The organism is Streptomyces sp. AM6-12, assembly GCF_044327085.1.
Classification (GTDB): Bacteria; Actinomycetota; Actinomycetes; order Streptomycetales; family Streptomycetaceae; genus Streptomyces.
Genome location: NZ_JBIQWN010000001.1, coordinates 5,025,370 through 5,046,219 on the forward strand (window position 1 = coordinate 5,025,370; position 20,850 = coordinate 5,046,219).

Consider the following 20,850-nt stretch of genomic DNA (forward strand, 5'->3'; position numbering starts at 1 on the left):
GGCCACCCGCGGGCGGCCCCCGTCCCGCCTAGTCCACCTCGGCCACCGCCTGCGCGAACTGCGCCTTGTACAGGCGGGCGTACGCTCCGTCCGCCGCCAACAGCTCGGCGTGCGCGCCCTGTTCGACGATGGAGCCGTTCTCCATGACGAGGATCGTGTCCGCGTCCCGGATGGTCGACAAGCGGTGCGCGATCACGAACGACGTACGCCCGGCGGCGAGTTTGGCCATGCCCTTCTGGATCAGCACCTCGGTCCGCGTGTCCACGGAACTCGTCGCCTCGTCCAGCACCAGGATCACCGGGTCGGACAGGAACGCCCGCGCGATGGTGATGAGCTGCTTCTCACCGGCGCTCACCCCCGTGCCCTCGTCGTCGATCACGGTGTCGTACCCCTCGGGCAGCGTCCGGATGAACCGGTCGGCGTGCGCGGCCCGCGCGGCCTCCTCGATCTCGCCCCGCGTGACCTCCCGCGAGGCGCCGTACGCGATGTTCTCCGCGATGGTGCCGCCGAACAGCCAGGTGTCCTGGAGCACCATGCCGATCCCGGACCGCAGCTCGTCGCGGGTCATCTTGCGCACGTCCACCCCGTCCAGGGTGATCCGTCCGCCGGAGACGTCGTAGAACCGCATCAGCAGATTGACCAGCGTGGTCTTGCCCGCGCCCGTGGGGCCGACGATGGCGACCGTGTGGCCGGGCTCCACCGTGAGCGAGAGGTCCTCGATCAGCGGCTTCTCCGGGTCGTACCGGAAGGACACATGCTCCAGCCGCACCCGCCCGCGCAGCTCCGCGGGGCGTTCGCCCGGCACCGGGTCCGCCTCCTGCTCCTCCGCGTCCAGGAGTTCGAAGACCCGCTCGGCCGAGGCCACACCGGACTGCACCAGGTTCGCCATGGAGGCCACCTGCGTCAGCGGCATGGAGAACTGCCGCGAGTACTGGATGAACGCCTGCACATCGCCGATGGACAGCGCGCCGGACGCGACCCGCAGCCCGCCGACCACCGCGACCAGCACATAGTTCAGGTTCGACACGAACATCATCAGCGGCTGCATCACACCGCTGTTGAACTGCGCCTTGAACGCGGCCTCGTACAGCGCCTCGTTCTGCTCGGCGAACTGCTGTGCCGACTCTTCCTGCCGCCCGAACACCTTCACCAGCGTGTGCCCGGTGTACATCTCCTCCACATGGGCGTTGAGCTTGCCCGTGGAGCGCCACTGCTGCACGAAGTGCGGCTGCGAACGCTTGCCGACCCGTGTGGCCACGAAGAACGACAGCGGCACCGTGACCAGCGCGACCAGCGCGAGGATCCAGGAGACCCAGAACATCATCGCCAGCACACCGACGATGGTCAGCACCGAGTTGATCAGCTGGCCCATCGACTGCTGGAGCGTCTGCCCGATGTTGTCGATGTCGTTGGTCGCCCGCGAGAGCACCTCACCGCGCTGGCGCTGGTCGAAGTACGACAGCGGCAGCCGCGACAGCTTCGCCTGCACGGACTCGCGCAGCCGGTACATCGTGCGGTTCACCGACCGGTTGACCAGCCGCGTCGCCACGGCCATCAGCAGCCCGGCGACCGTGAAGGTGACGAGCGCGAGCAGCAGTACGTCGCCGACCGCGCCGAAGTCGATGCCCTTGCCCGGCGTGAAGTCGGTGCTCTGGAGCATGTCCGCGATGGCGCCCTTGCCGTGCGCCCGCATCTGCGCCAGCACCTGCGCCTTGGTGGCCCCCGCGGGCATCTGCCGACCGATGATGCCGGAGAAGACCAGGTCGGTGGCGCGGCCGAGGATCTTCGGGCCGATCACGCTGAGGGCCACGCTGACCACCACGCAGCCCAGCAGGCCGTACACGGTGAGCCGTTCGGGCTTGAACTGGGAGATCAGGCGTTTGCCCGACCCCTTGAAGTCCATCGACCGCTGGTCGGGGCCGCCCCCGGCCATCATGCGTCCCATGGGCCCGGACATCAGGCGGCCTCCGCTTCCGTCAGCTGGGAGAGCACGATCTCCCGGTAGGTGTCGTTGCCCGCCATCAGCTCCTGGTGCCGGCCGGAGCCGACCACCCGGCCCTCGTCGAGGACGATGATCCGGTCGGCGTCCCGGATGGTCGCCACCCGCTGGGCGACGATGACGACGGTCGCCTCGGCGGTCTCCTCGGCCAGCGCGGCGCGCAGGGCCGCGTCGGTGGCGTAGTCGAGCGCGGAGAAGGAGTCGTCGAACAGGTAGATCTCCGGCCGCTGCACGAGCGTGCGCGCGATCGCGAGCCGCTGGCGCTGACCGCCCGACACATTGGTGCCGCCCTGGGCGATCGGCGCGTCCAGGCCGCCCTCCAGCCTGCTCACGAACTCCTTGGCCTGCGCCACCTCCAGCGCGTGCCACAGCTCCTCGTCGGTGGCGTCCGGATTGCCGTAGCGCAGGTTCGTGGCGACGGTGCCCGCGAAGAGGTACGGCTTCTGCGGCACGAGTCCGACCGTCCGTGCCACCAGCGCCGGATCGACCTCGCGGACGTCCACGCCGTTCACCAGGACCTCGCCCTCGGTGGCGTCGAACAGCCGCGGGACCAGCCCGAGCAGGGTCGACTTGCCGCTGCCGGTGGACCCGATCACGGCCGTGGTCTCGCCGGGCCGGGCCTCCAGCTGGACCGCGCGCAGCACCGGCTCCTCGGCACCCGGATAGCGGAAGCCGGCCGCGCGAAGCTCCAGATGCCCGTGCCGGCGCAGCTCGGTGACCGGCGCGAGCGGTGGCAGCACGCTGGAGTCCGTCTCCAGGACCTCCTGGACGCGCTCGGCGCACACCTCGGCGCGCGGCACCATCATGAACATGAAGGTGGCCATCATCACGGACATCACGATCTGCATCAGATAGGCGAGGAACGCCGTCAGGTCGCCGATCTGCATCCCGCCGCTGTCGATGCGGTGCGCGCCGAACCACACCACCGCGATGGAGGACACGTTCACCACGGTCATCACCATCGGGAACATCAGCGACAGCAGCCGCCCGGTGGCCAGTTGCATCTCGGTCAGCTCGCCGTTGACCCGGCCGAAGCGGGCCTGCTCGTACTCGTCGCGGACGAAGGCGCGGATGACCCGGTTGCCGGTGATCTGCTCGCGCAGCACCCGGTTCACCTTGTCCAGGCGGGTCTGCATGGTGCGGAACAGCGGCCGCAGCTTGCGCACGATCAGGGTCACGCAGATGGCCAGCACCGGCACGACCGCGATCAGCACCCCGGACAGCGGCACGTCCAGGCCGAGCGCCAGCACGATGCCGCCGACGCACATGATGGGCGCCGACACCATCAGCGTGAACGTCATCAGGATCAGCATCTGGATCTGCTGGACGTCGTTCGTCGTCCGCGTGATGAGCGAGGGCGCGCCGAAGTGACCCACCTCACGGGCGGAGAAGGACTGCACCCGGTCGAACACGGCGCCGCGCACGTCCCGGCCGAGCGCCGAGGCGGTACGGGCGCCCAGGTAGACGGCGCCGATGTTGCACACGACCTGCACCAGCGAGATGCCGATCATCAGGGCCCCGAAGGACAGGATGTAACCCGTGTCCCCCTTCACGACGCCGTTGTCGATGATGTGGGCGTTCAGGGTGGGCAGGTACAGGGTGGCGCAGGTCTGCAGGAACTGGAGCAGGACCTGAAGGGTTATGGGTTTCTTGTAGGGCCTGAGATAGGTCCGTAGAAGTCGTATGAGCACGCTACGTCTCTCGGAGTGGGCGGCAGGGGCAGGTCGGTCTGCCCTTGCCCCCTATCGTCCGACACTCCACCCGCGTTACCTCAACTGATTAACCCGGCAGCGGATTCTCGTACGGCCTTATGGGTGCCAGGTGTTGCGGGATGGTTTGAGGCGTTTCGCTCCACTCGGTTCCGTGCCGCCTAGTGGAACGCGGCCGGGTGCGTCTGCTCCCGCACCGCCGTGAACTGCTGCCGCACCGCCTGCCCGGCGGCCAGTTCCTCGCCCGGCTCCAGGACCTGCGCCGCCGCGCCCTGCCAGGCCGGCGGGGTACGCGGGTCCAGCGTGCCCCGCGAGACGCCGAGCGCCCAGGCCGCCTGCCGGGCCGCGCCGATCGCCGTGTAGTCCGCGGGCTGCGGTACGACGACCTGCGCGCCGAACAGCGAGGGCGCCGCGGCCTGCACGGCGGGCAGCTCGGCGGCCGGGCCGAGCAGGAAGATCCGCCGCACCTCCACGCCCCGCCCGCGCAGCACGTCCAGGGCGTCGGCGAGCCCGCACAGCATGCCCTCGAACGCGGCCCGCGCCAGGTGCTCCGGCTTCATCGACTCGCGCCGCAGCCCGGTCAGGGTGCCCGCCGCGTGCGGCAGGTTCGGGGTGCGCTCGCCCTCCAGGTAGGGGAGGAGGACGAGGCCGTGGGCGCCCGGTGTGGACTTCATCGCCAACTCGGAGAGGCTGCCCAGGTCGGGCAGGCCGAGTAGTTCGGCGGTGCCGCGCAGGGTGCGCACGGCGTTCAGGGTGGTGACGACCGGCAGGTGCATGCCGGTGGCGTCGGCGAGCGAGGTGATCATCCCGGACTGGTCGGCCAGCGCCTGCGGGTGCACGGCCATCACCGAGCCGGAGGCGCCGAGGGAGACCACCGCGTCCCCGAGCCCGATCCCGAGCCCGAACGCGGCCGCCATGGTCTCCCCGGTGCCGGCCGAGATCAGCAGCCCCTCCGGGGTCGTACCGGCCGCCTCGGCGGGGCCGATCACCTCCGGCAGCATCGCCTGGTGGCCGAGCGCCAGCTCGACCAGGTCGGGGCGGTAGGTGCCGGTGGCCGCGGACCAGTACCCGGTGCCGGAGGCCCCGCCGCGATCGGTGGTGCGCCGGGCCGGGCGGCCGAGCAGCTGCCAGACCAGCCAGTCGTGGGCCTGGAGCAGGGCGGCGGTGCGCTGGGCGCTCTCGGGTTCGCTGCGGGCGAGCCAGCGCAGCTTGGTGACCGGCTGCGCGGCGCCCGGCACACAGCCGACGGCCTGCGCCCAGGCCTCGCGGGAGCCGAGGGCGTCCACGAGGTCGGCGGCGGCGACCTGCGCGCGCCGGTCACCACCGACGAGGGCCGGGCGCACGGTGTTGCCCTGGGCGTCCAGGGGGATCAGCGCGTGCTGCTGGGCGGAGACGCCGATGGCCTGGACCCCCTCCAGCAGACCCCCGCCGGCGGCCTCCCCGAGGGAGAGCAGCCAGGCCTGGGGGTCCACGTCGCTCGGGCGGGTCCCCTCCGGCGCATCGACCGGATGGGGGGCGTACCCCTGCCTGAGCACGGCACCGGTGTCCGTGTCGCAGACGACGATGCGGGTGAAATCAGGTGAGCTGTCCAGACCGGCGACTATCCCCATGCGGAGAATATTGCCGTATGCGCGAGGCGCTAGGTGTTGCTGGTGCCCCAGTCGTCGCCCGCCGAGCCGCCCGACGTGCGGTCCCGCAGCGAGCGCACCCGCTGGGCCACGGACGACGGCACATGGTCGCCGACCTTGTCGGAGACGGTGTGGACGGCCTTGCCGGCGTACGTGCGGCCCTGTTGGGCGGCGGTTTCGGCGGTGTTGCGGACGGCCGGGTTCTGGGCGAACTGACGAGCGGACTTCTTGATCTGCTCGTAGCGCTCGCGTCCGGCCCGAGTGCCGAGTACGTAACCGAGGGCCAGTCCGGCGATGAACGTGAGCCGGTAGCGCATGGCTGCCACCCTTCCCGTGCGTAGGTCTGTGGTGCGACGCGGTGCCCGAGGGTACCGATTGGCGGAGCACCCCCCTGCTTGCGCTAATGTATGTGTCGCAGCGAGCGACCGCCCCCCGGCGAATACCCAGGGAGGGGCGTTCGATGCGAACGAGGCGATCCTCCGTAGCTCAATTGGCAGAGCAGCCGGCTGTTAACCGGCAGGTTACTGGTTCGAGTCCAGTCGGGGGAGCTTCGGTCCTCCGTAGCTCAATTGGCAGAGCAGCCGGCTGTTAACCGGCAGGTTACTGGTTCGAGTCCAGTCGGGGGAGCACGCTGAACGAGGGCCCCTCAGGGGTCCTTTTTCATGTCCGCGGGAACCGCCGCGCCTGCACGGATGTCCTCAAGGTCGTGAGCAGCGCGGAAGCCGACCATCCGAAGCAGGAGATCGTATGAGCGGCTATGCTGCGGCAGACGGCGCGCACACTTGTACGCGACACGCCGCTATGGGGCGGTAGCTCAGCCGGTTAGAGCAGCGGACTCATAATCCGTCGGCCGTGGGTTCGAGTCCCACCCGCCCCACCAGCGCACGCCTAGGGCCTGCGGAAAACCTCTCTCCTCGTTCTGCTCCAGGCCGGGGGGAGGCGGCTCGGTCGAGCGTGGTCGTGCGGTGGGCGCGGGGAACGGGGCCGGGGCACTCCTTGACGAGTCGTGCGGCGAAGCGACGTAGAGGTCTCGTGCGCCGGTCCTCCTCGTGCATGGCCCGTTCATCCCGGAGTGACCGCCGTCACAGGCGATGGCTGCCGCCCCTGCCGGTGAGCCGTTCGCTTCGGCCCGAGCGATCCGCGGAGGGCTCGATGTTTTTGGTGGCGGGCTCCGTAGGTACGCGGAGCGTCAGTCACCGGTTGCTTCGACGGGGCGTATCCGGTCCAGCCGAGGTACCGCCGAACCGTCGCCGTTGGGCTCGGCGCACGCCGCCGCCCTGTGTGGTGCCGATCAGCCGGAGAGACCGGTCCGTCCCGCTGGACTCCGAGGACCCGAACGCCGTCGAGGGCCTCCAGTCGACCCCAGGGGACACTGACGCTGCCGGTGTGGCCGAGGCGGGCGTCGACGCGCTTGATGACGTACTCGGCGACCGTCATCCGGCGTCCGCGGCTCTTGCGGGGGGATACGCGGTGTCGCGCCGGTCGTCCACAGGTCCTGGGCCGGGCCTTCTGCGCCTGGAGCTGTTTCCTCCGGGCGGCGATCTGCTGTGCCTGGTAGGCGATTTCCGGGTGGACGCCGGGCATCCGCTGGCCGTGGACGCCGAAGAGGCGGCGCAGAGCCAGTCGGCGGCTGAGTCCGGCGGTGCCCGCCGGTACCCCGACCTGACGCGGCATGAGGACCGGTCCTCATCATCGGCACCGAGATGATGTGCAGCAGCGAGCGCCGCGAGCTGACCACGGCGACTGCGGGTCCGGCGTCGGACCGGACGAACGACACGGCCACCGCGCGGCCGGCCAAGGACCGCAGACGATCGAATTTTTCCGATGGTGTTATCAGATTCCGATCGGAGGCGTGCAGGGGTGGAGTGGTAATCACTCGATCAGGGAGTGGTGTTGTTCGATTTCCGGGGTGGATGATTCAACTCGCCCGCTCTGAGAATCCCGTACGGGATTTCCTGGAAGCGCGACCAGGGGGTTTCTCAATAAGTATGACAATCGGGAGAGTGGGCATGGAATCGGACAACGGAGGTAGGCGATCATGAGCCAGTACTTCAATGGCATGCAGGCGGACCTGATTCAGGCGACCGGAAGCTGGCAGAAGGCTCGAGTCAGTCAGGGTGCCGGTGCCTGCGTCGAGATGAGGAAGCTGAACGACGGTCAGGTAGCCGTGCGCAACAGCCGTTTCCCGGACGGCCCGGCCTTGGTCTTCACCGCGCTGGAGGTCGAGGCGCTCCTGTCCGGGGTCAAGGGCGGCGAATTCGACCACATGGCGATTTGAGACGTAGATTAAACGCCCTTCTCCAGCGGCGTGGCGTGACCGCAGTGCCCCCTTTGTGTGATGCTTGACCCGACCATTCGGGTGATTCGAGTTTTGCCCAAGGGGGCCTTGTGGCCGTGGAAGACCGTGTAGTTCAGTTCGGGCGAGCGGCAGCCGACCCGCCGGGTTCCTGGGGCGTGCCCGCTCTGCTGCTGGGCGCGGAGATGAAGATCGAGCGCGGCAGCCTGACGCAACGCCAGGTATTGCAGAAGGCCAGGATCAAGGTATCGGCGTCGGTCTACAGCCGGATCGAGAACGGCGAGACGCGGATCGACAAGCCCGCTGTGGTCGAAGCCCTGCTGGATGCACTCGGAGTCCGCCCCGGACCGCGGCGGCGGGACCTTCTCCGACTCGCCCATGATGCCTCCGCGGAGGGCTGGGCCAGCACAGTCCGCGCCCGCGCCGGCGCCGCGTACCGCGAGGCCGTGTCGGACTCGATGCTCCGCCTCACGAGCCTGGAGGAATGGGCCGAGCGGCAGATCGTCATCGACACCAATGTGATCTCGGGAGTGCTCCAGACTCCCAGGTACCGCGAGGTGGTCACGGCCAAGACGTTGCTGGCCGGCCAGCGCAGACTGGCCGATCGGATCATCGATGTCCGTCGCCGGCGTGCTGAGCGGTTCGAGGTCAGCCAGCCGAGGTCCACCTTCTTCATTCGTTGCGGCGCCCTTTACGCCGACTTCGGCGAGACCGAGATGATGATCGAGCAGCTGACGGCCTTGCTGCGCTATGTGGACGACGAGAAGTCTCCGGTCGCCATCCGTGTCATCGAGGCGGTGAACCCGCTCGCGATCCAGGTCACGGCCTTGATTCGGCTCAGCTTCGCGAAGGGCTCGTTCGCCGCGCCTGATGTCATCTACACCGAGGCCGGCGCGCGTGCCGAGTTTCACCGCGGCCCGCTCGCCGGTGAGGAAGCCGACTCGGACTATCTCGATTACCAGGATCTCAGTGACGGGGTCATCAAACAGGCCCCCGGACTGGTGGAAAGCCGCAAGCTGATCGTCGACGCGCTTGAGTGGCACCGCGACCGTCTCCGATCCCGCTCAAGCGCATGACGGTATGGATGTCCCTCCCCGGAGACGGATACGAGAGGCATCCGTTCCCGCGGATTCAGTCGACCGTGGCCAAGCCTCCGTACTCGATCCACTCCTGTGTCTGCTGACGGCGGACCAGGTCGGTGTCCGGCCGCCAGTCGGTGACGTCGCGCAAGCCGAACTCCTCCTCGATACGCAGACGGGGAACGGTGAAGAAGTCGTTCACCTCGGCCCTCGTCCGTACGCGACCCCAACGGTCGCCGGTCCGCTCCCGCATCAGCTCCGTCACTTCGTCGCGGATTCGGGCGTCCTCGCTCACGAGCTGGCAGATCACCACGACGCTGCCGGGCGCGAGCAGGCGTACCGTGTCCTCGATCATCCTGCGCGGATTGCCCAGGCTGTCGTCGGGGATGCAGTGCAGTACAGAGACGAACAGGGCTGCCACCGGCTGGCCGAAATCGATGATCTGCGCGGCGTCGGCCGCGATCTTACGGGTCTCCCGCATATCCGATGGCAGGATGAGGACGTTCTGGTTCTCTTCCAGGAACGCGCGGCCATAGCCGAGGACCATCGGGTCGTTGTCGACGTAGACCACTCGGCAGCCCGGATCGACACTCTGTGCGACTTGGTGCACGTTGCTCTGGGTGGGAAGGCCGGACCCGTGGTCGATGAACTGCCTGATGCCGTAGTGGCTGGCGATGTGCCGCACGACGCGTACGAGGAAGGCCCTGTTGTTGACCGCGAGCTCCCGAGTGCTGGGCGCGGTCGTCAGTAGTTGATCACAGGCGCTCCTGTCGGACGGGTAGTTATAGTGCCCGCCTAGGAGATAGTCGTACATTCGCGCCGCACTGGGTGTGTGCATGTCAATCTGATCTTGTGAATCGGCTGTTCCGTCGTTCACGTCGTCCCCTACGTTCGCCGAAAGCTCCTGCCAGCACGCAATTGTGATGGCCGGGGATGCGTTGGATTGCAGGATTCTCGGTTGAAACTACCCGCACGGGTGAACGTGTAACACGGCATGCCAAAGCCGTGGCGCACTTGCGCCGGGGGCGCTCGGGTGCACCACGCGGAAGGCGGCGTTCGAGGGGCGGGAGTGGCGGGCGGCTCCTTACCGGCTGTGGCCGAGGCCGGTCAGCATCCTGCGGGCGGCCTGGATCTGCATGTGCAGTTCGGGCTCGTCCAGGCCCATGAGGGCCGCTGCGGCTTTGGCGTCCATGCCGAGTTCCTCGCATAAGAGCACGGCATCGGCGGGCTGGTCGGGGAGAGTGCGGTGCAGGCCGTCGGCTCGGCGGTCGCGCACCTCGGTTCGGGCCGCCGTGACCGAGTCGCGGAGCGCTCGCCAGGTGAGGGCGAGCGGGTTTTCGCGGAGCATCAGCGTGTCCCAGCTCAGTTCGGCCTTGCGCAGGACCTCCGCCACGACCGACATGGCCAGCTTGCTGTCGCCCAGCCGGGCGCTGGCGTACATCTCGTAGCCGGACCGGTGGAGTTGAACGAACGCTGTGTAGCCGGCGAGGCCCATCGAGGGCCTGCGTGAACTGGGCATCGTGCCTCCCGTGCAGCGTCGAGCCGTGGGTATGCGAAAAGCAATCACGCTTTGGAGGGCGCAAAGGGCGCGGAGCGCGGTGAACGCCTCTGGCGGGGAACGGGGTTCAGCCGATTTCCCGGTGCACCGGCCCGGCGTCGAGCGCATGGGCCGGGGAGAGTTCAGAGGGGCGGGTTCAAACGCCTGCTCTGCTCAGGTGAGTGTGAACGGCGTGTGCAGGAAGCCGAGTTGAGCCAGGACGGGGGTGGCGCGCAGGTGGCGAAATCCCGTGGAGGTGCTGCCGCCCCTGCTAGCGTGGGAAGCCACCTGGGGCGGGCTCGCCTGCTTCAGGGAGGGTCGGTCATGCATGGATGCGCCTCGTCTTCCGTGATCGACCCGCTCGCCCCGCCCGATGTCCTACCACCGGGTGGGGCAACCCGCTCATGGGGAAGGGCCATTGAGCAGAACCGTACAGCTTCCTGGGTCCCGCATAGGGCCGTCGAACGCCTGCGCAATCCCCCGGTTAATAGCGGTCGAGTACGGTCAATTTTGTGCTGGGGTTCGAAAAACTCGACTCCGAACCCGGCCGCGAAGTGCCCCGGCAGCGCGACCCCGTACGCCGGAGCCCCGGCCCGCCGGGCCACCGTGTGCCACTACCCGTCACTGCCGTCCGCGCGCGCAGCCAGTGATTGCCGGCCACGACGTGCTTCCGCGGCACGGAGGACACTCGGCGTCACGGCGCGCGGAGGTCACGGCGTGGATCCGTGGCCGCCGCGGGGCTTGAAGTCCCCCTCCCGTGGGCACGGACCTCCTACCGATGTCGGCAGAGGGAGGCGTCATGGACCGTCGGATCCGGGTACGTGTCAGCCGGCGGCCCGTCGCGCCGCGGGAGCAGGAGATCGATCGCAGGACGCCGTCGGGGCGCGTGCTGCCGTACTGAAGTCGCCCGCGCCTCAGGGGGCGTGGTGGGCCGCGGCCGTGCGCAGGGCACGGCGCAGAGGTTCCGGTGGGGGCGGGCCGTCGGGGGTCGCGCTCGCGGTGATGGCGGCGGCGATGCGGTGGAGCTTGGTGTTGGAGTGCTGGGAGGCCTCGCGCAGGATCTCCCATGCCTGGTCCGGGGTGCAGCCGTGGGCCGCCATCAGGACGCCGCGGGCCTGGTCGATCACCGGGCGGGAATCCAGGGCGTGCCGCAGCTGCGCTATCTCCAGGCGCAGCAGGTCCAGTTGCTCGGCGCGTTCGCGGGCGACCGCGGAGGCGGTGCGGACCGCGGGGTCGGGCGCGGCGGCCGCACCGGTGCGCAGCGGGTTCCGTGTGTCCAGGCCGACCAGTTCCAGGACGCGCCGCGGCTGGCCCCGCCAACCGCGGGTGGTGACCCGTACGCCGTGCCGCCGGCCGTACTCGCTCAGCAGGTCGAGGCAGGCGAGCCCCGTCGTGTCCAGGAAGGACACCCCGGCCAGGTCCACTTCGACCGCGGTGATGTCCGGCGGCAGGGCGGCCAGGGCGTCGCCGAGGGTGTCGGTGCCGCCGTGGACCAGTTCGCCGCGGGCCGTCAGCAGGGCGCGCCGGCCTTCCAGGCAGGCGTCGATCACCAGCGCGTCCAGTCCCGCGGTGTGGGCTGCGGGTCCCGCTGAGGTCATGTCTCCCCTCCCGCTCGCTCCAAGGGCGCCACGCGATCGCCTGCCCTGCGTGCGCGCGGCTACACCCCCTGTGGTCGGGAGAACGGCCGGAACCGCGCGCGGGAATCGGGCCGTATGGCTCGTGCCGCCGAGGGAAGGCGCGGGCGTGGTCCACGCTGCCGGGAAGCGAGGTGTCTCATGAGCGGCGAGCCCTTCGCGCACCCCGCGCTCTTCTACAGCGACCGGCGCGCCTACCTCGACGGCACCGTCCCCTTCGTCCGCGCCGCGCTGGCGCCGGCGAGCCGGTCGCCGTCGCCGTACCGGGGGAGAAGCGGGCGCTGATCCGGGACGCGCTGGGCGCGGAGCGGGAAGGGGTGCGCTTCCTCGACATGCGGGAGGCGGGGCGCAACCCCGGCCGGATCATCCCCGGTGTGCTGCGCGCCTTCGCCGATGCCCAGCCGCCCGGACGGCGCACCCGGATCATCGGCGAGCCGGTCCGGGCGGGGCGCGGCCCGGCCGAGTACCCCGCCTGCGTGCGGCACGAGGCGCTGATCGACGCGGCGTTCCGGGGGCGGGAGGTCACCATCCTGTGCCCGTACGACACCGCCGCGCCGGACCCGCGGGCGCTGGCCGACGCCCGGACCACCCGTCCCGTCGTCATCGAGGGCGCCGAGGAGCGGCCCAGCGCGGACTACGACCCGGAGGGCGCCGTCGCCCGCCACAACGTCCCGCTGCCGCCCGCCCCGGCCGCCGGTCCCGGTGTGCTGCACGTGTGGTTCGACGCGGAGCGGCTGTCCGCCGTGCGGCACCGGGCCGCGGAGCAGGGCGCGGCGCTCGGGCTGCGCGGGGAGGCGCTGGAGAACCTCACGCTGATCACCGCCGAGCTGATCACCAACAGCGTGCTGCACGGCGGGGGTTCGGGCACGCTGACCGTGTGGGCGCGGGGCGGCCAGGTGCTGTGCGAGGTGCGCGACGCGGGCCGGCTGACCGGTCCGCTGGCCGGCCACCGCCCCGCCGCCCCCGGCCGGCGCGGCGGCCGGGGCCTGCTCCTGGTCAGCCTGGTGGCCGGCCTTGTGCGCACGCACACGGGCCAGCCGGTACGACGATCCGCTGCCACATCGACGGATGACGGCCGGGGCGGCGTTCGGATCACCCCGCCTCAGCGGCCTAGCGGATGAGCCCGATCCCCGTCAGCACCACCGCCCCCGCCACCAGCCGCAGCCGTCCGAACGGCTCCCGGAACAGCAGGGTCGCGATGACCGCGGCGACCAGGATGCCGGTCTCGCGCAGGGCGGCCACCGCGGCGACCTCGCCGTGTGCCTGGGCCCAGACCACCAGGCCGTACGCCGTCATGGACAGCACCCCGCCCAGCAGCCCGGTGCCGAGGACCGGGCGCACCTGGGCGAGCAGCCCGCCGCGGCGCCGGGCCAGCGCGATGGCGGGCATGATCGGCCCCTGGAGCAGAAAGAGCCAGGCGGTGTAGGCGAGGGCGTCGGGCGAGTGCCGTACCCCCACGCTGTCGACCAGGGTGTACGACGCGATGATCGTGCCCGAGCCGAGCGCGGCGCCGAGGGCGGGAAGCTGGGCGCGCCGGATGCGGCCGGAGGCGAGGGCCAGGGCGGCGAGGCCCCCGGAGACCAGCAGCACCCCCGCCCCCTGGAGCGCGGTGAGCGCCCCGCCGAGCAGGGTCACCGAGGCGATGGCCACGAGCAGCGGGGCGACGCCGCGGGCCAGCGGGTACATCTGCCCGAAGTCGCCCAGCTCGTAGGCGCGCAGCAGGAACAGCTGCGAGGTGACCTGGAGCGCGGCCGAGGCCGCGAGGAACGGCCAGGCGCCCGCCGGGGGCAGCGGGGTGAGACAGACCAGGACGGCCGCGCACCCGGTGCAGGCCACGCTGATCAGCGTGAATCCGATGAGCTTGTCCGGTATCCGGTGGGCGATCGAGTTCCAGACGGCGTGCAGCACCGCGGCCGTGAGGACGGCGGCGAGCACGGGCGCGGACATGGTTCCTGGCATGGCGGAGCGACTCCTGGCGGGGAGGGGGAGCGGGCGGGGACGGGGGTCGGGGGCGGTTGTGGAATGGAATTCCACGGTACGCTAAGGCCATGGAACGAAATTCCGCCAGCCTCTCCGCCCGGATCCGGGCCCGGCTGCCCGAGCTGCGCGAGACCGAGGCGCGCGTGGCGCGGGTGGTGCTCGATCAGGGCGCCGCGCTGGTCCACCTCAGCGTCAGCGATGTGGCCGCGCTGGCCGGCACCGCGTCCTCCACCGTCGTACGCACCTGCCAGCGGCTCGGCTTCCGGGGGTTCCAGGAGCTGAAGCTGGAGGCCGCGCGGCAGGCGCCCGAACCGCCCCCGCCGCCGGTGGACGAGCCCGCCGCGCACGCGCTCGCCGCCACGCTGGGCGCCTCCCGCGACGCCCTGGACGGACTCGCCGCGACCCTCGACCCCGGCGCGCTCACCGCCGCGGCCGAGGCCCTGCACGCCGCGTCGCGCGTCGTCGTGGTCGGCGCGGGGCTCTCCGGCGCGGTCGCCCTCGACGCCGCCTACCGGCTGCGCGCCCTCGGCTGCCAGGTCGACGCACCGCCCGACCCCCTCACCGCCCAGCTCGCCGCCGCCCAACTCCCGCCGGACGGCGTCTGTTTCGCCATCAGCCACACCGGGGCCACCCGCACCACCGTCGACGCCGCGCGCCGCGCCCGGCGGGCCGGGGCCACCGTGGTCACGCTCACCAGCTACGCCCGCTCACCGCTGAGCGAGACCAGCGGACCGGTGCTCGTGGCCGGCGGCCAGGACCTCGTCTTCGGCCTGGAGACCTCCGCCAGCCGGATCGCCCACCTCGCCGCCGTGGACGCCCTCACCCACCTCCTGATGGGCCTGCGCCCCGAGACCGCGCGCCGCCGGCTCGACCTGTCGGCGGACATCACGGCCGACCACGCCTACTGAACGCCCGCCCCGAGCCGGGGAGTTCACGCGGCCAGCGGGTCCAGGACCAGTGGTTCGATCCGGCCCTCCAGCATCTCGCCGAGCCCGCGGGCCGCGCACACGTCCGGGCGCTCGGCGATGAACACCGGCATCCCGGTGGCCTCGCGCACCATCTGGTCGAGGCCGGGCAGCAGCGCCGAACCGCCCACCATGATGATCCCGCGGTCGGCGAGATCGGCCACCAGGTCCGGCGGGCACTCGCGCAGCACCTTGCCGATGCCGTCCAGGACGGCCGTCAGCGGGGCCTGGATCGCCTCCCGCACCGCCGAGGTCTCCACCCGCACGGTGCGCGGCAGCCCGGTGGCCACGTCCCGGCCGTTGATCTCGGTCTGCGGCGGGCCCTGCGGGGTCAGCCCGTTGCCGGACAGGGCCAGTTGCAGCGGCCGTACCGACTGGCTCGGCAGCAGCAGCTCGTGCGCGTGCCGCAGATACTGCACGACCGCGTGGTCCACGGCCTCCCCGCCCACCGGAATCCGCTCGGCCGTCACGATCGAGCCCAGCGACAGCACCGCGACTTGGGTGGCCGCCGCCCCGCACACCATGATCATGGTGGCCTCGGGCCGCTCCACCGGCAGCCCGCAGCCCACCGCCGCCGCGATCAGCGTGTCCACCAGCTCCACCCGGCGCGCGCCGAGTCCGAGCAGCGTCTCGACCGTCGCTCGCTGGGCCAGCGGATCGGCGTCGTGCGGGGTGCACGCGGCCGCCCGCAGCCGGGGCTTTCGGCGCAGCGCCCGGCGCATCTTGTCGCCCATCAGATGCCGCAGCATCCGCTGCGCCATGTCGATGTCCACCACCGTGCCGCCGGAAATGGGCCGTACGACCCGGATGTAGTCGGGGGTGCGGCCGGTCATCTGCTCCGCGAAGTCGCCCACCGCGATCAGCGAACCGGACCGCACGTTCACGGCCGCGACCGAGGGCTGGTCCACGACGAGGCCCGCGCCCTTCACATACACCCGCGTACGGGCCGCGCCCAGATCGACGGCGAAGTGACAGCGGCGCAACTGCTCCAGGCTGACGGACACGGCAGCTCCTCCGAGCGCGGGGCGAATTCCTTACTCTCCGTATCCTGCGCGGCGCCCACGGCGGCCCGCCTTTTGTGGGGGGCCGGGCGGGGCGCCGCCGAACGGGCGTTAGTCACCGGCCCCCCGGAGTGTCGCCGGGTCAGCCGGCGCGCACCGCCTCCAGGAGGGGCTCGAGCGAGGAGACGACCGCCACCCCGCCGGCCTCCCGCAGCAGCCGCCGCCCGGAGGCGGAGGCCGCGAACCCGATGAAGGGCAGGCCGAGCCGCTGGGCCGCCGTCAGCTCGGCCACCGAGGAACCGAGCAGCACGGCCCGCCCGGCCGGCCGGCCGAGATGGGCCAGGGCCCGCAGCAGGGTGCCGGGGTCCGGCGTCAGCAGACCCAGGCACTCGCGCCGCCCGTGCACCCCCGCGAGCGGCAGCTTGTACGCCTCCACGCCCCGCTGCACCGCACGGGAACTCACGTCCGACACCACGCTGACCCGCCGCCCGGACGCGTGCAGCGCCCGCACCAGCGCGAGCGAGCGGTGCGTCATCGGCGCGTCCGGTACGGCGGCCAGTTCCAGTTCCTCCAGCCGGTCCCGCAGCACCGGCCCGAGCCGGTCGTGGGCGAAGGCGCGCAGCAGATCCAGCGGATGCGGGAACGCCTCCAGGCCCGCCGCCCCCGCGACCGTCGGCAGCGGCCGCCCCCCCAACGCGTCCTCGGGGCCGCGGTGTTCGGCCACGACGTGCAGCAGATCGAGTACGGCCGCGCGCGCGGACGCCGCCGTGAACAGCCGGGTGAGCGGCCCGTCGAAGCCGAACAGCACGCACTCGGCCCCGGTGAGCAGCGCCTCGGGGGGCGGGGCGGCGGCGGGCGCGGGGCCGGTGGCCCGGTCCGCGTGCAGCCGCACGGTGTACGACACGGTGAGCCCCGGCACCGGCCAGTCCCGGACCCCGCCGTTGACGGCGCGTTCGGCCGCGTTCGCCCGGCGGGCCGGGTGCCGCCCGGTGATCCGGGCCGCCGCGTCCCGCAGATGGTCGAGCAGCCGGGCGGCGACGCCGGGGATACCGGCCCGGACGAAGGCGACGGGGTCGGTCACCTGCCAGGTCAGCTCCGCCACCGCGCCGAACACGGCCTTCCCGGAACTGGGCAGCGACAGCGGGTGCCGGGCGTGCTGCACGGTGAGGTCGACCGTGTAGTAGGTCTCCGGGCGGGGGGTGTACGGGTGGATCGGGTCGAACAGGGCGAGCGTGCCGTCCGGACTCGTGTGCACGATGGCCGTACGCCCCGGCGTGGGCACACCCAGCGCACGCAGGTCGCGGGTGATGAACGGCCCCCGTAGCAGCTCGCGTTCGGGGCGTTCGGCGGTGAGCGGGCAGTACCAGGCCGCGGGGGGCGCTTCCGGGGCGTCGTCGCGGTAGAGCGGCTCGAAGGGCGGGGCGTCCCCCGCGGCGGAGCTGGCGGCGAACTCGTCGTACAGCGCGGGCGGTACCAGCACGTCGACGCCGGTGACCGTCCGCGGCGGCCGGACGGACGGCGCCCCGAACACCACCCGCAGCCAGGTCGGCTCGGACAGACCGGCCAGCGCGAGGGGGAGTTCGCGCAGGACGGCGACGAGGACCGGCAGCAGGTAGGCGTACGGATCGGTGCGCACCCAGTAGCCGTCCGCGCGGGCCTCCACCCGGAACCGCTCGGGGGACAGCGAGCGGGAGAAGACCTCGTGCACGGCGGCTTCGAGGGTGATGCGGGCCTCCGGACGCCCGGTGAGGTCACCGGTGGTGAAGAGGACCTGGGTGCTGCCCCAGAGGGAGACGAGGAGGTCCGAGAGCGCCGCCATGGTCCGCTCCCGGCTCCCTGGGACGACGGGCGCGGCCTCCAGGCAGGTCAGCACCGGCCCGTCCGGGGAGAGGACCACGGACCGGGCGTCCAGCTCGCCGCGCGGGCCTTCCTGGGCGTGCAGGGCTTGGGCCGCCTCGCGCAGCCCGCGCCGCAGGACGCGCACCTCGTCGGTGTGCGGCCGGTACGAGGCGTCGGCCAGATGCTCGTGCAGCGTCCGTCCCGCCACGAACTCCCTCACCAGGTACGGCCTTCCCTCGGCGAAGCCGTGGTCGAGGACCCGCGCGATCCCGGGATGCCGCACCTTCGCGAGGTCCCGGCAGAGCTGCTCGAAGGGCTCCTGGTACTCGCCCCGCACATACCGGCACACGACGACCGGCGCGCCCCCGTTCCATGTGTCCTCGGCGACCCAACCCCCGCGCCCGGCCGCCGACTTCCGCACCAGCCGGTACCGGCCGGCCAGCAGCCGCTCACCGCCCGCAGGCGCCAGCCTCCGTACGCTCTCCTCGCTGAGCGTGGCGACCGGCTGCCGCTCCACCGGCGTCGGCGCGCCCCCCGGAGACGGCACCACCGCGCGGAACCCGCCTGGCGCCCGCCCCGCCAGGTCGTCGACGAACTCACCCATCCGCCGCAGGAGTTCGACCGTGCGGTTGCGTTCGGTCCGGGGCAGCCCGAGCAGCAGCAGCTCCCGCACCCCCTCCCGGAACGAGTACGACCCCGCCGGTGCCCCCGGCAGCGCGACGAGCATGCCGCTGAGCACCACCTCGGCCAGATGCCGGGGCCGCGGCTCGGGCTCCACCGCCGCCTGCACCAGCCGCATCACCGGCAGATCGGCTCGCCCCACCGCGAGATGCCCGGCCAGCTGGAACGCCTCCGGGGACGCCGTCGCCCGGAACCGCAGCACCAACTCCTCGGCGGACAGCCGGCCGACGTCCGTACGGTCCTCCGCGTCGGCCGGCAGCGGACGCGTCAACCGGGCCGCCGCCGCGGGGAACCGGGTGCCGCCGGGCGCGCCGATCAGCCCGGCCCAGTTCGCCAGCCAGCGCGGCTCCGGCTCCAGCACCGGCAGGACCACCGCGTCCGCCGCGCCGTCCGGCTCCGTCCCGCAGTCCGGCTCCGGCGCGTCGTACGGCGTGAAGGTGAGCGCGGCCGAGGGCGCCGCCGGGTGCGGGGCCGTGAGCCGGCCGGGCGCGGCGGGCAACGCCGTGTCCCGCCACAGGTGTTCGGGCAGCGGCTGTACGACGGCCAGCGGCATCCGGCGCGCCCAGCGGTGCAGGGTGGCGTACCACAGGGTGCCGGCGGGGCCCTGCCGCCACTGCGGGCCCATGCAGTCGCTGATCAGCAGGGTGACGGTACGGCCGTCGGCGGACGGCTGCCCGTCCGGGCCGCGTACCGTGCCGTCGGCACCGGCGCGGTACAGGGTGACCGTGCGGAAGGCGCCCGACTGGGCCAGCGCGGTGTGCAGTTCCTGGATCAGGGGCCGCCAGAGGGGCATCGTCGGACCCGCGTCGTACACCAGGTTCAGGCTCAGCCAGCGCTCGCGGGCGGGGCGCAGCACCGGGAGCCAGTGGTCGGGATCGGCGCCCAGCCGGGCGATGCGGTCGGCGGTCGCCAGCTCGTCCAGCTCCCGGCCCGTGGGCGCGTCCACCCGGCGCCGCAGGGGGCGCACAGCGCGCTGGAGGGCGAGCGGGTGGCGCAGCATCGGGGGCGCGGGGGCCATCAGGGCGGTGTGGGGCGCGCGCTTTGCGGAGGGGGCGGGGGAGGGCAGGTGCAGGGGGACGCGGGCGGGGGTGTCGGGGGCGGGGCGCGGCGGGCGAGGCTCCCCTTCGGGCGGCCGGGGCGCGCGGGCGGGGTCGGGCGCCGGCCCCGGCTCCGTGGCCGTGGGGTCGTCGCCGCCCGCGCCTTCGGGGTCCCCGGCGTCCTCGGGGTCCCCGCTGCCGGCGGTTCCGGTGTTCCCGGTGGGTCCGGTGCCCGTCGTGCCCTTCGGCGCCATGTGACCTGCCAGCCACAGCAGTTCGGCCAGTTCGCGCGCTGTCGGGGGCGCGCCCTGGCCCGCCTCGGCCAGTACGGCGGCGAGCCGGGCCAGGGCGTCCGGGGCGTCCGGGCAGCCCGGGGCGTCCGGGGCGCCCCGCGGGTCAGAAGACATCGGTCTGCGTGCCCTGTCCCAGGTGGGGCATCAGCCGCTCGGCCAGCTGGTCCAGGGACCCGGTGTCCAGGTCGCTGGTGCGGGCCAGGTAGATCGCGTTGAGGAGCTGGTCGGTGGCCAGGTCCCCGGCGCTGGTGCGGTCCAGGAAGCGGCCGATCAACTCCCGCGCGTAGGAGTCCGGTTCGCCCAGGTGGGCGCGGACGATGTCGGCGAGGTGCCGGTCGTCCGGCCGGCGCAGGTGGAGCGTGACGCAGCGGCGCAGGAAGGCGGGCGGGAACTCGCGCTCGCCGTTGCTGGTGAGGACGACGAACGGGAAGGCACGGCAGCGGACCTGGCCGCGCACCACCGGCACCGGTTCGCCGGTGCCGTCGGCCGGGACCCACGCGGTGCCGTCCGGGGCGAGCCGGGCGGCGCGCACCAGCTCGGGGATCTGGTACTGGCCCTCCTCCAGCACGTTCAGCAGGTCGTTGGGCAGGTCGAGGTCGCTCTTGTCGATCTCGTCGATGAGCAGCGCGCGGGGGCGGGCGTAGGGCAGCAGGGCGGTGCCGAGCGGGCCGAGCCGCAGATGGTGCTCGATCCCCGACTCGTCCGGCGTCCCGGGCCCGCTCTCCTGGTGCGCGGCCCGCTGCCGGGCCGCGTACAGCCGGGACAGGGGGTCGTAGCTGTAGAGCCCGTCGTGCAGCGTGCTGCGGCTGGTGATGTTCCAGCGCAGCACCGGACCGAGCCGCAGCTCGCGCGCGACGGCGTACGCCAGGGAGGACTTGCCGGTGCCGGGCGGGCCGGTGACCAGCAGCGGGCGGCGCAGGTACAGGGCCGCGTTGACCAGTTGCACCGTCTCCTCGGTGGCGCGGTACGTCTCGGCGCGGTGCACCCGGTCGGGGGAGACGGCCGCGCGGTCGGCGGCCGCGTCCGGCGGATCCAGCACCGGGCCGCCGTCGAAGTCGCGCCAGGGCGGCGGCGGGGGCAGTCGCGTGATGCCGTCGTGCGGCGCGCTCGTACCGGTGTAGACGGGCCACAGGGGCATGGCTTCTTCTTCTCCGTGGTGGGGGGCGGGGGCG

At 72.3% G+C, this 20,850-nt stretch carries 15 protein-coding genes, 3 tRNA genes and 1 pseudogene; 8 read left to right on the forward strand and 11 right to left on the reverse strand.

Annotated elements, in window-relative coordinates; translation table 11 throughout:
- Window positions 1-28: 28 nt before the first annotated feature.
- The 4 genes from ACE4Q9_RS22755 to ACE4Q9_RS22770 all read right to left on the reverse strand — a co-directional run bounded on the left by ACE4Q9_RS22755 (window position 29) and on the right by ACE4Q9_RS22770 (window position 5,653).
- Window positions 29-1,957 (reverse strand): ABC transporter ATP-binding protein, encoded by a 1,929-nt coding sequence (locus ACE4Q9_RS22755; protein WP_397986072.1) that lies wholly within the window; start codon window positions 1,955-1,957, stop codon window positions 29-31.
- Window positions 1,957-3,690, reverse strand: coding sequence for an ABC transporter ATP-binding protein (locus ACE4Q9_RS22760; RefSeq protein WP_397986073.1), 1,734 nt, complete (start codon window positions 3,688-3,690; stop codon window positions 1,957-1,959). The genes ACE4Q9_RS22755 and ACE4Q9_RS22760 overlap by 1 nt, the downstream gene beginning before the upstream one ends.
- Before the next feature lie 179 nt (window positions 3,691-3,869).
- Window positions 3,870-5,318 (reverse strand): FGGY-family carbohydrate kinase, encoded by a 1,449-nt coding sequence (locus tag ACE4Q9_RS22765; protein WP_397986074.1) that lies wholly within the window; start codon window positions 5,316-5,318, stop codon window positions 3,870-3,872.
- A gap of 29 nt (window positions 5,319-5,347) precedes the next feature.
- Window positions 5,348-5,653: a YtxH domain-containing protein gene (locus ACE4Q9_RS22770; protein ID WP_397986075.1), complete on the reverse strand. Its 306-nt coding sequence runs from the start codon at window positions 5,651-5,653 to the stop codon at window positions 5,348-5,350.
- 158 nt (window positions 5,654-5,811) lie between these two features.
- Between ACE4Q9_RS22770 and ACE4Q9_RS22775 the strand changes: the two genes are divergently transcribed.
- From ACE4Q9_RS22775 to ACE4Q9_RS22800, 6 genes are all read left to right on the forward strand, one after another.
- Window positions 5,812-5,884: transfer RNA gene (locus ACE4Q9_RS22775), tRNA-Asn, on the forward strand.
- 6 nt (window positions 5,885-5,890) lie between these two features.
- Window positions 5,891-5,963 (forward strand) — tRNA-Asn (locus ACE4Q9_RS22780).
- Between the two features lie 176 nt (window positions 5,964-6,139).
- A tRNA-Ile gene (locus ACE4Q9_RS22785) sits at window positions 6,140-6,216 on the forward strand.
- 506 nt (window positions 6,217-6,722) lie between these two features.
- Window positions 6,723-7,043, forward strand: coding sequence for a hypothetical protein (locus ACE4Q9_RS22790; RefSeq protein WP_397986076.1), 321 nt, complete (start codon window positions 6,723-6,725; stop codon window positions 7,041-7,043).
- Window positions 7,044-7,374: 331 nt separating this feature from the next.
- On the forward strand, window positions 7,375-7,614 hold the full coding sequence (locus ACE4Q9_RS22795) for a DUF397 domain-containing protein (RefSeq protein WP_397986077.1): 240 nt from the start codon (window positions 7,375-7,377) through the stop codon (window positions 7,612-7,614).
- A gap of 110 nt (window positions 7,615-7,724) precedes the next feature.
- Window positions 7,725-8,708, forward strand: a complete 984-nt coding sequence (locus ACE4Q9_RS22800) for a Scr1 family TA system antitoxin-like transcriptional regulator (protein WP_397986078.1) — start codon at window positions 7,725-7,727, stop codon at window positions 8,706-8,708.
- Window positions 8,709-8,763: 55 nt separating this feature from the next.
- On the opposite strand, the gene ACE4Q9_RS22805 is transcribed toward ACE4Q9_RS22800, so the two are convergent.
- The 3 genes from ACE4Q9_RS22805 to ACE4Q9_RS22815 all read right to left on the reverse strand — a co-directional run bounded on the left by ACE4Q9_RS22805 (window position 8,764) and on the right by ACE4Q9_RS22815 (window position 11,846).
- Window positions 8,764-9,588: an SAM-dependent methyltransferase gene (locus ACE4Q9_RS22805; RefSeq protein WP_397986079.1), complete on the reverse strand. Its 825-nt coding sequence runs from the start codon at window positions 9,586-9,588 to the stop codon at window positions 8,764-8,766.
- A gap of 207 nt (window positions 9,589-9,795) precedes the next feature.
- Window positions 9,796-10,230: a hypothetical protein gene (locus ACE4Q9_RS22810; RefSeq protein ID WP_397986080.1), complete on the reverse strand. Its 435-nt coding sequence runs from the start codon at window positions 10,228-10,230 to the stop codon at window positions 9,796-9,798.
- Between the two features lie 932 nt (window positions 10,231-11,162).
- Window positions 11,163-11,846, reverse strand: a complete 684-nt coding sequence (locus ACE4Q9_RS22815) for an ANTAR domain-containing response regulator (RefSeq protein ID WP_397986081.1) — start codon at window positions 11,844-11,846, stop codon at window positions 11,163-11,165.
- Between the two features lie 177 nt (window positions 11,847-12,023).
- On the opposite strand from ACE4Q9_RS22815, the pseudogene ACE4Q9_RS22820 reads away from it, so the two are divergent.
- A pseudogene (locus ACE4Q9_RS22820) lies at window positions 12,024-12,954 on the forward strand (anti-sigma factor RsbA family regulatory protein).
- 38 nt (window positions 12,955-12,992) lie between these two features.
- Here ACE4Q9_RS22820 and ACE4Q9_RS22825 read toward each other — a convergent pair.
- Window positions 12,993-13,829: an EamA family transporter gene (locus ACE4Q9_RS22825; protein WP_397987301.1), complete on the reverse strand. Its 837-nt coding sequence runs from the start codon at window positions 13,827-13,829 to the stop codon at window positions 12,993-12,995.
- A 101-nt stretch (window positions 13,830-13,930) separates the two neighbouring features.
- Here ACE4Q9_RS22825 and ACE4Q9_RS22830 point away from each other — a divergent pair, with 101 nt between their 5' ends.
- Entirely contained in the window at window positions 13,931-14,770 is an 840-nt protein-coding gene (locus tag ACE4Q9_RS22830) for a MurR/RpiR family transcriptional regulator (protein ID WP_397986082.1), read from the forward strand.
- Between the two features lie 23 nt (window positions 14,771-14,793).
- Here ACE4Q9_RS22830 and ACE4Q9_RS22835 read toward each other — a convergent pair whose 3' ends face one another.
- The 3 genes from ACE4Q9_RS22835 to ACE4Q9_RS22845 all read right to left on the reverse strand — a co-directional run bounded on the left by ACE4Q9_RS22835 (window position 14,794) and on the right by ACE4Q9_RS22845 (window position 20,816).
- Window positions 14,794-15,831: a rod shape-determining protein gene (locus ACE4Q9_RS22835; protein ID WP_397986083.1), complete on the reverse strand. Its 1,038-nt coding sequence runs from the start codon at window positions 15,829-15,831 to the stop codon at window positions 14,794-14,796.
- 139 nt (window positions 15,832-15,970) lie between these two features.
- A complete protein-coding gene (locus ACE4Q9_RS22840; protein WP_397986084.1) occupies window positions 15,971-19,792 on the reverse strand; it encodes an SAV_2336 N-terminal domain-related protein in 3,822 nt (1,273 codons plus the stop codon).
- A complete protein-coding gene (locus tag ACE4Q9_RS22845) occupies window positions 19,782-20,816 on the reverse strand; it encodes an AAA family ATPase (RefSeq protein ID WP_397986085.1) in 1,035 nt (344 codons plus the stop codon). Before ACE4Q9_RS22845 ends, ACE4Q9_RS22840 begins: the two co-directional genes overlap by 11 nt.
- Between the last annotated feature and the right edge of the window lie 34 nt (window positions 20,817-20,850).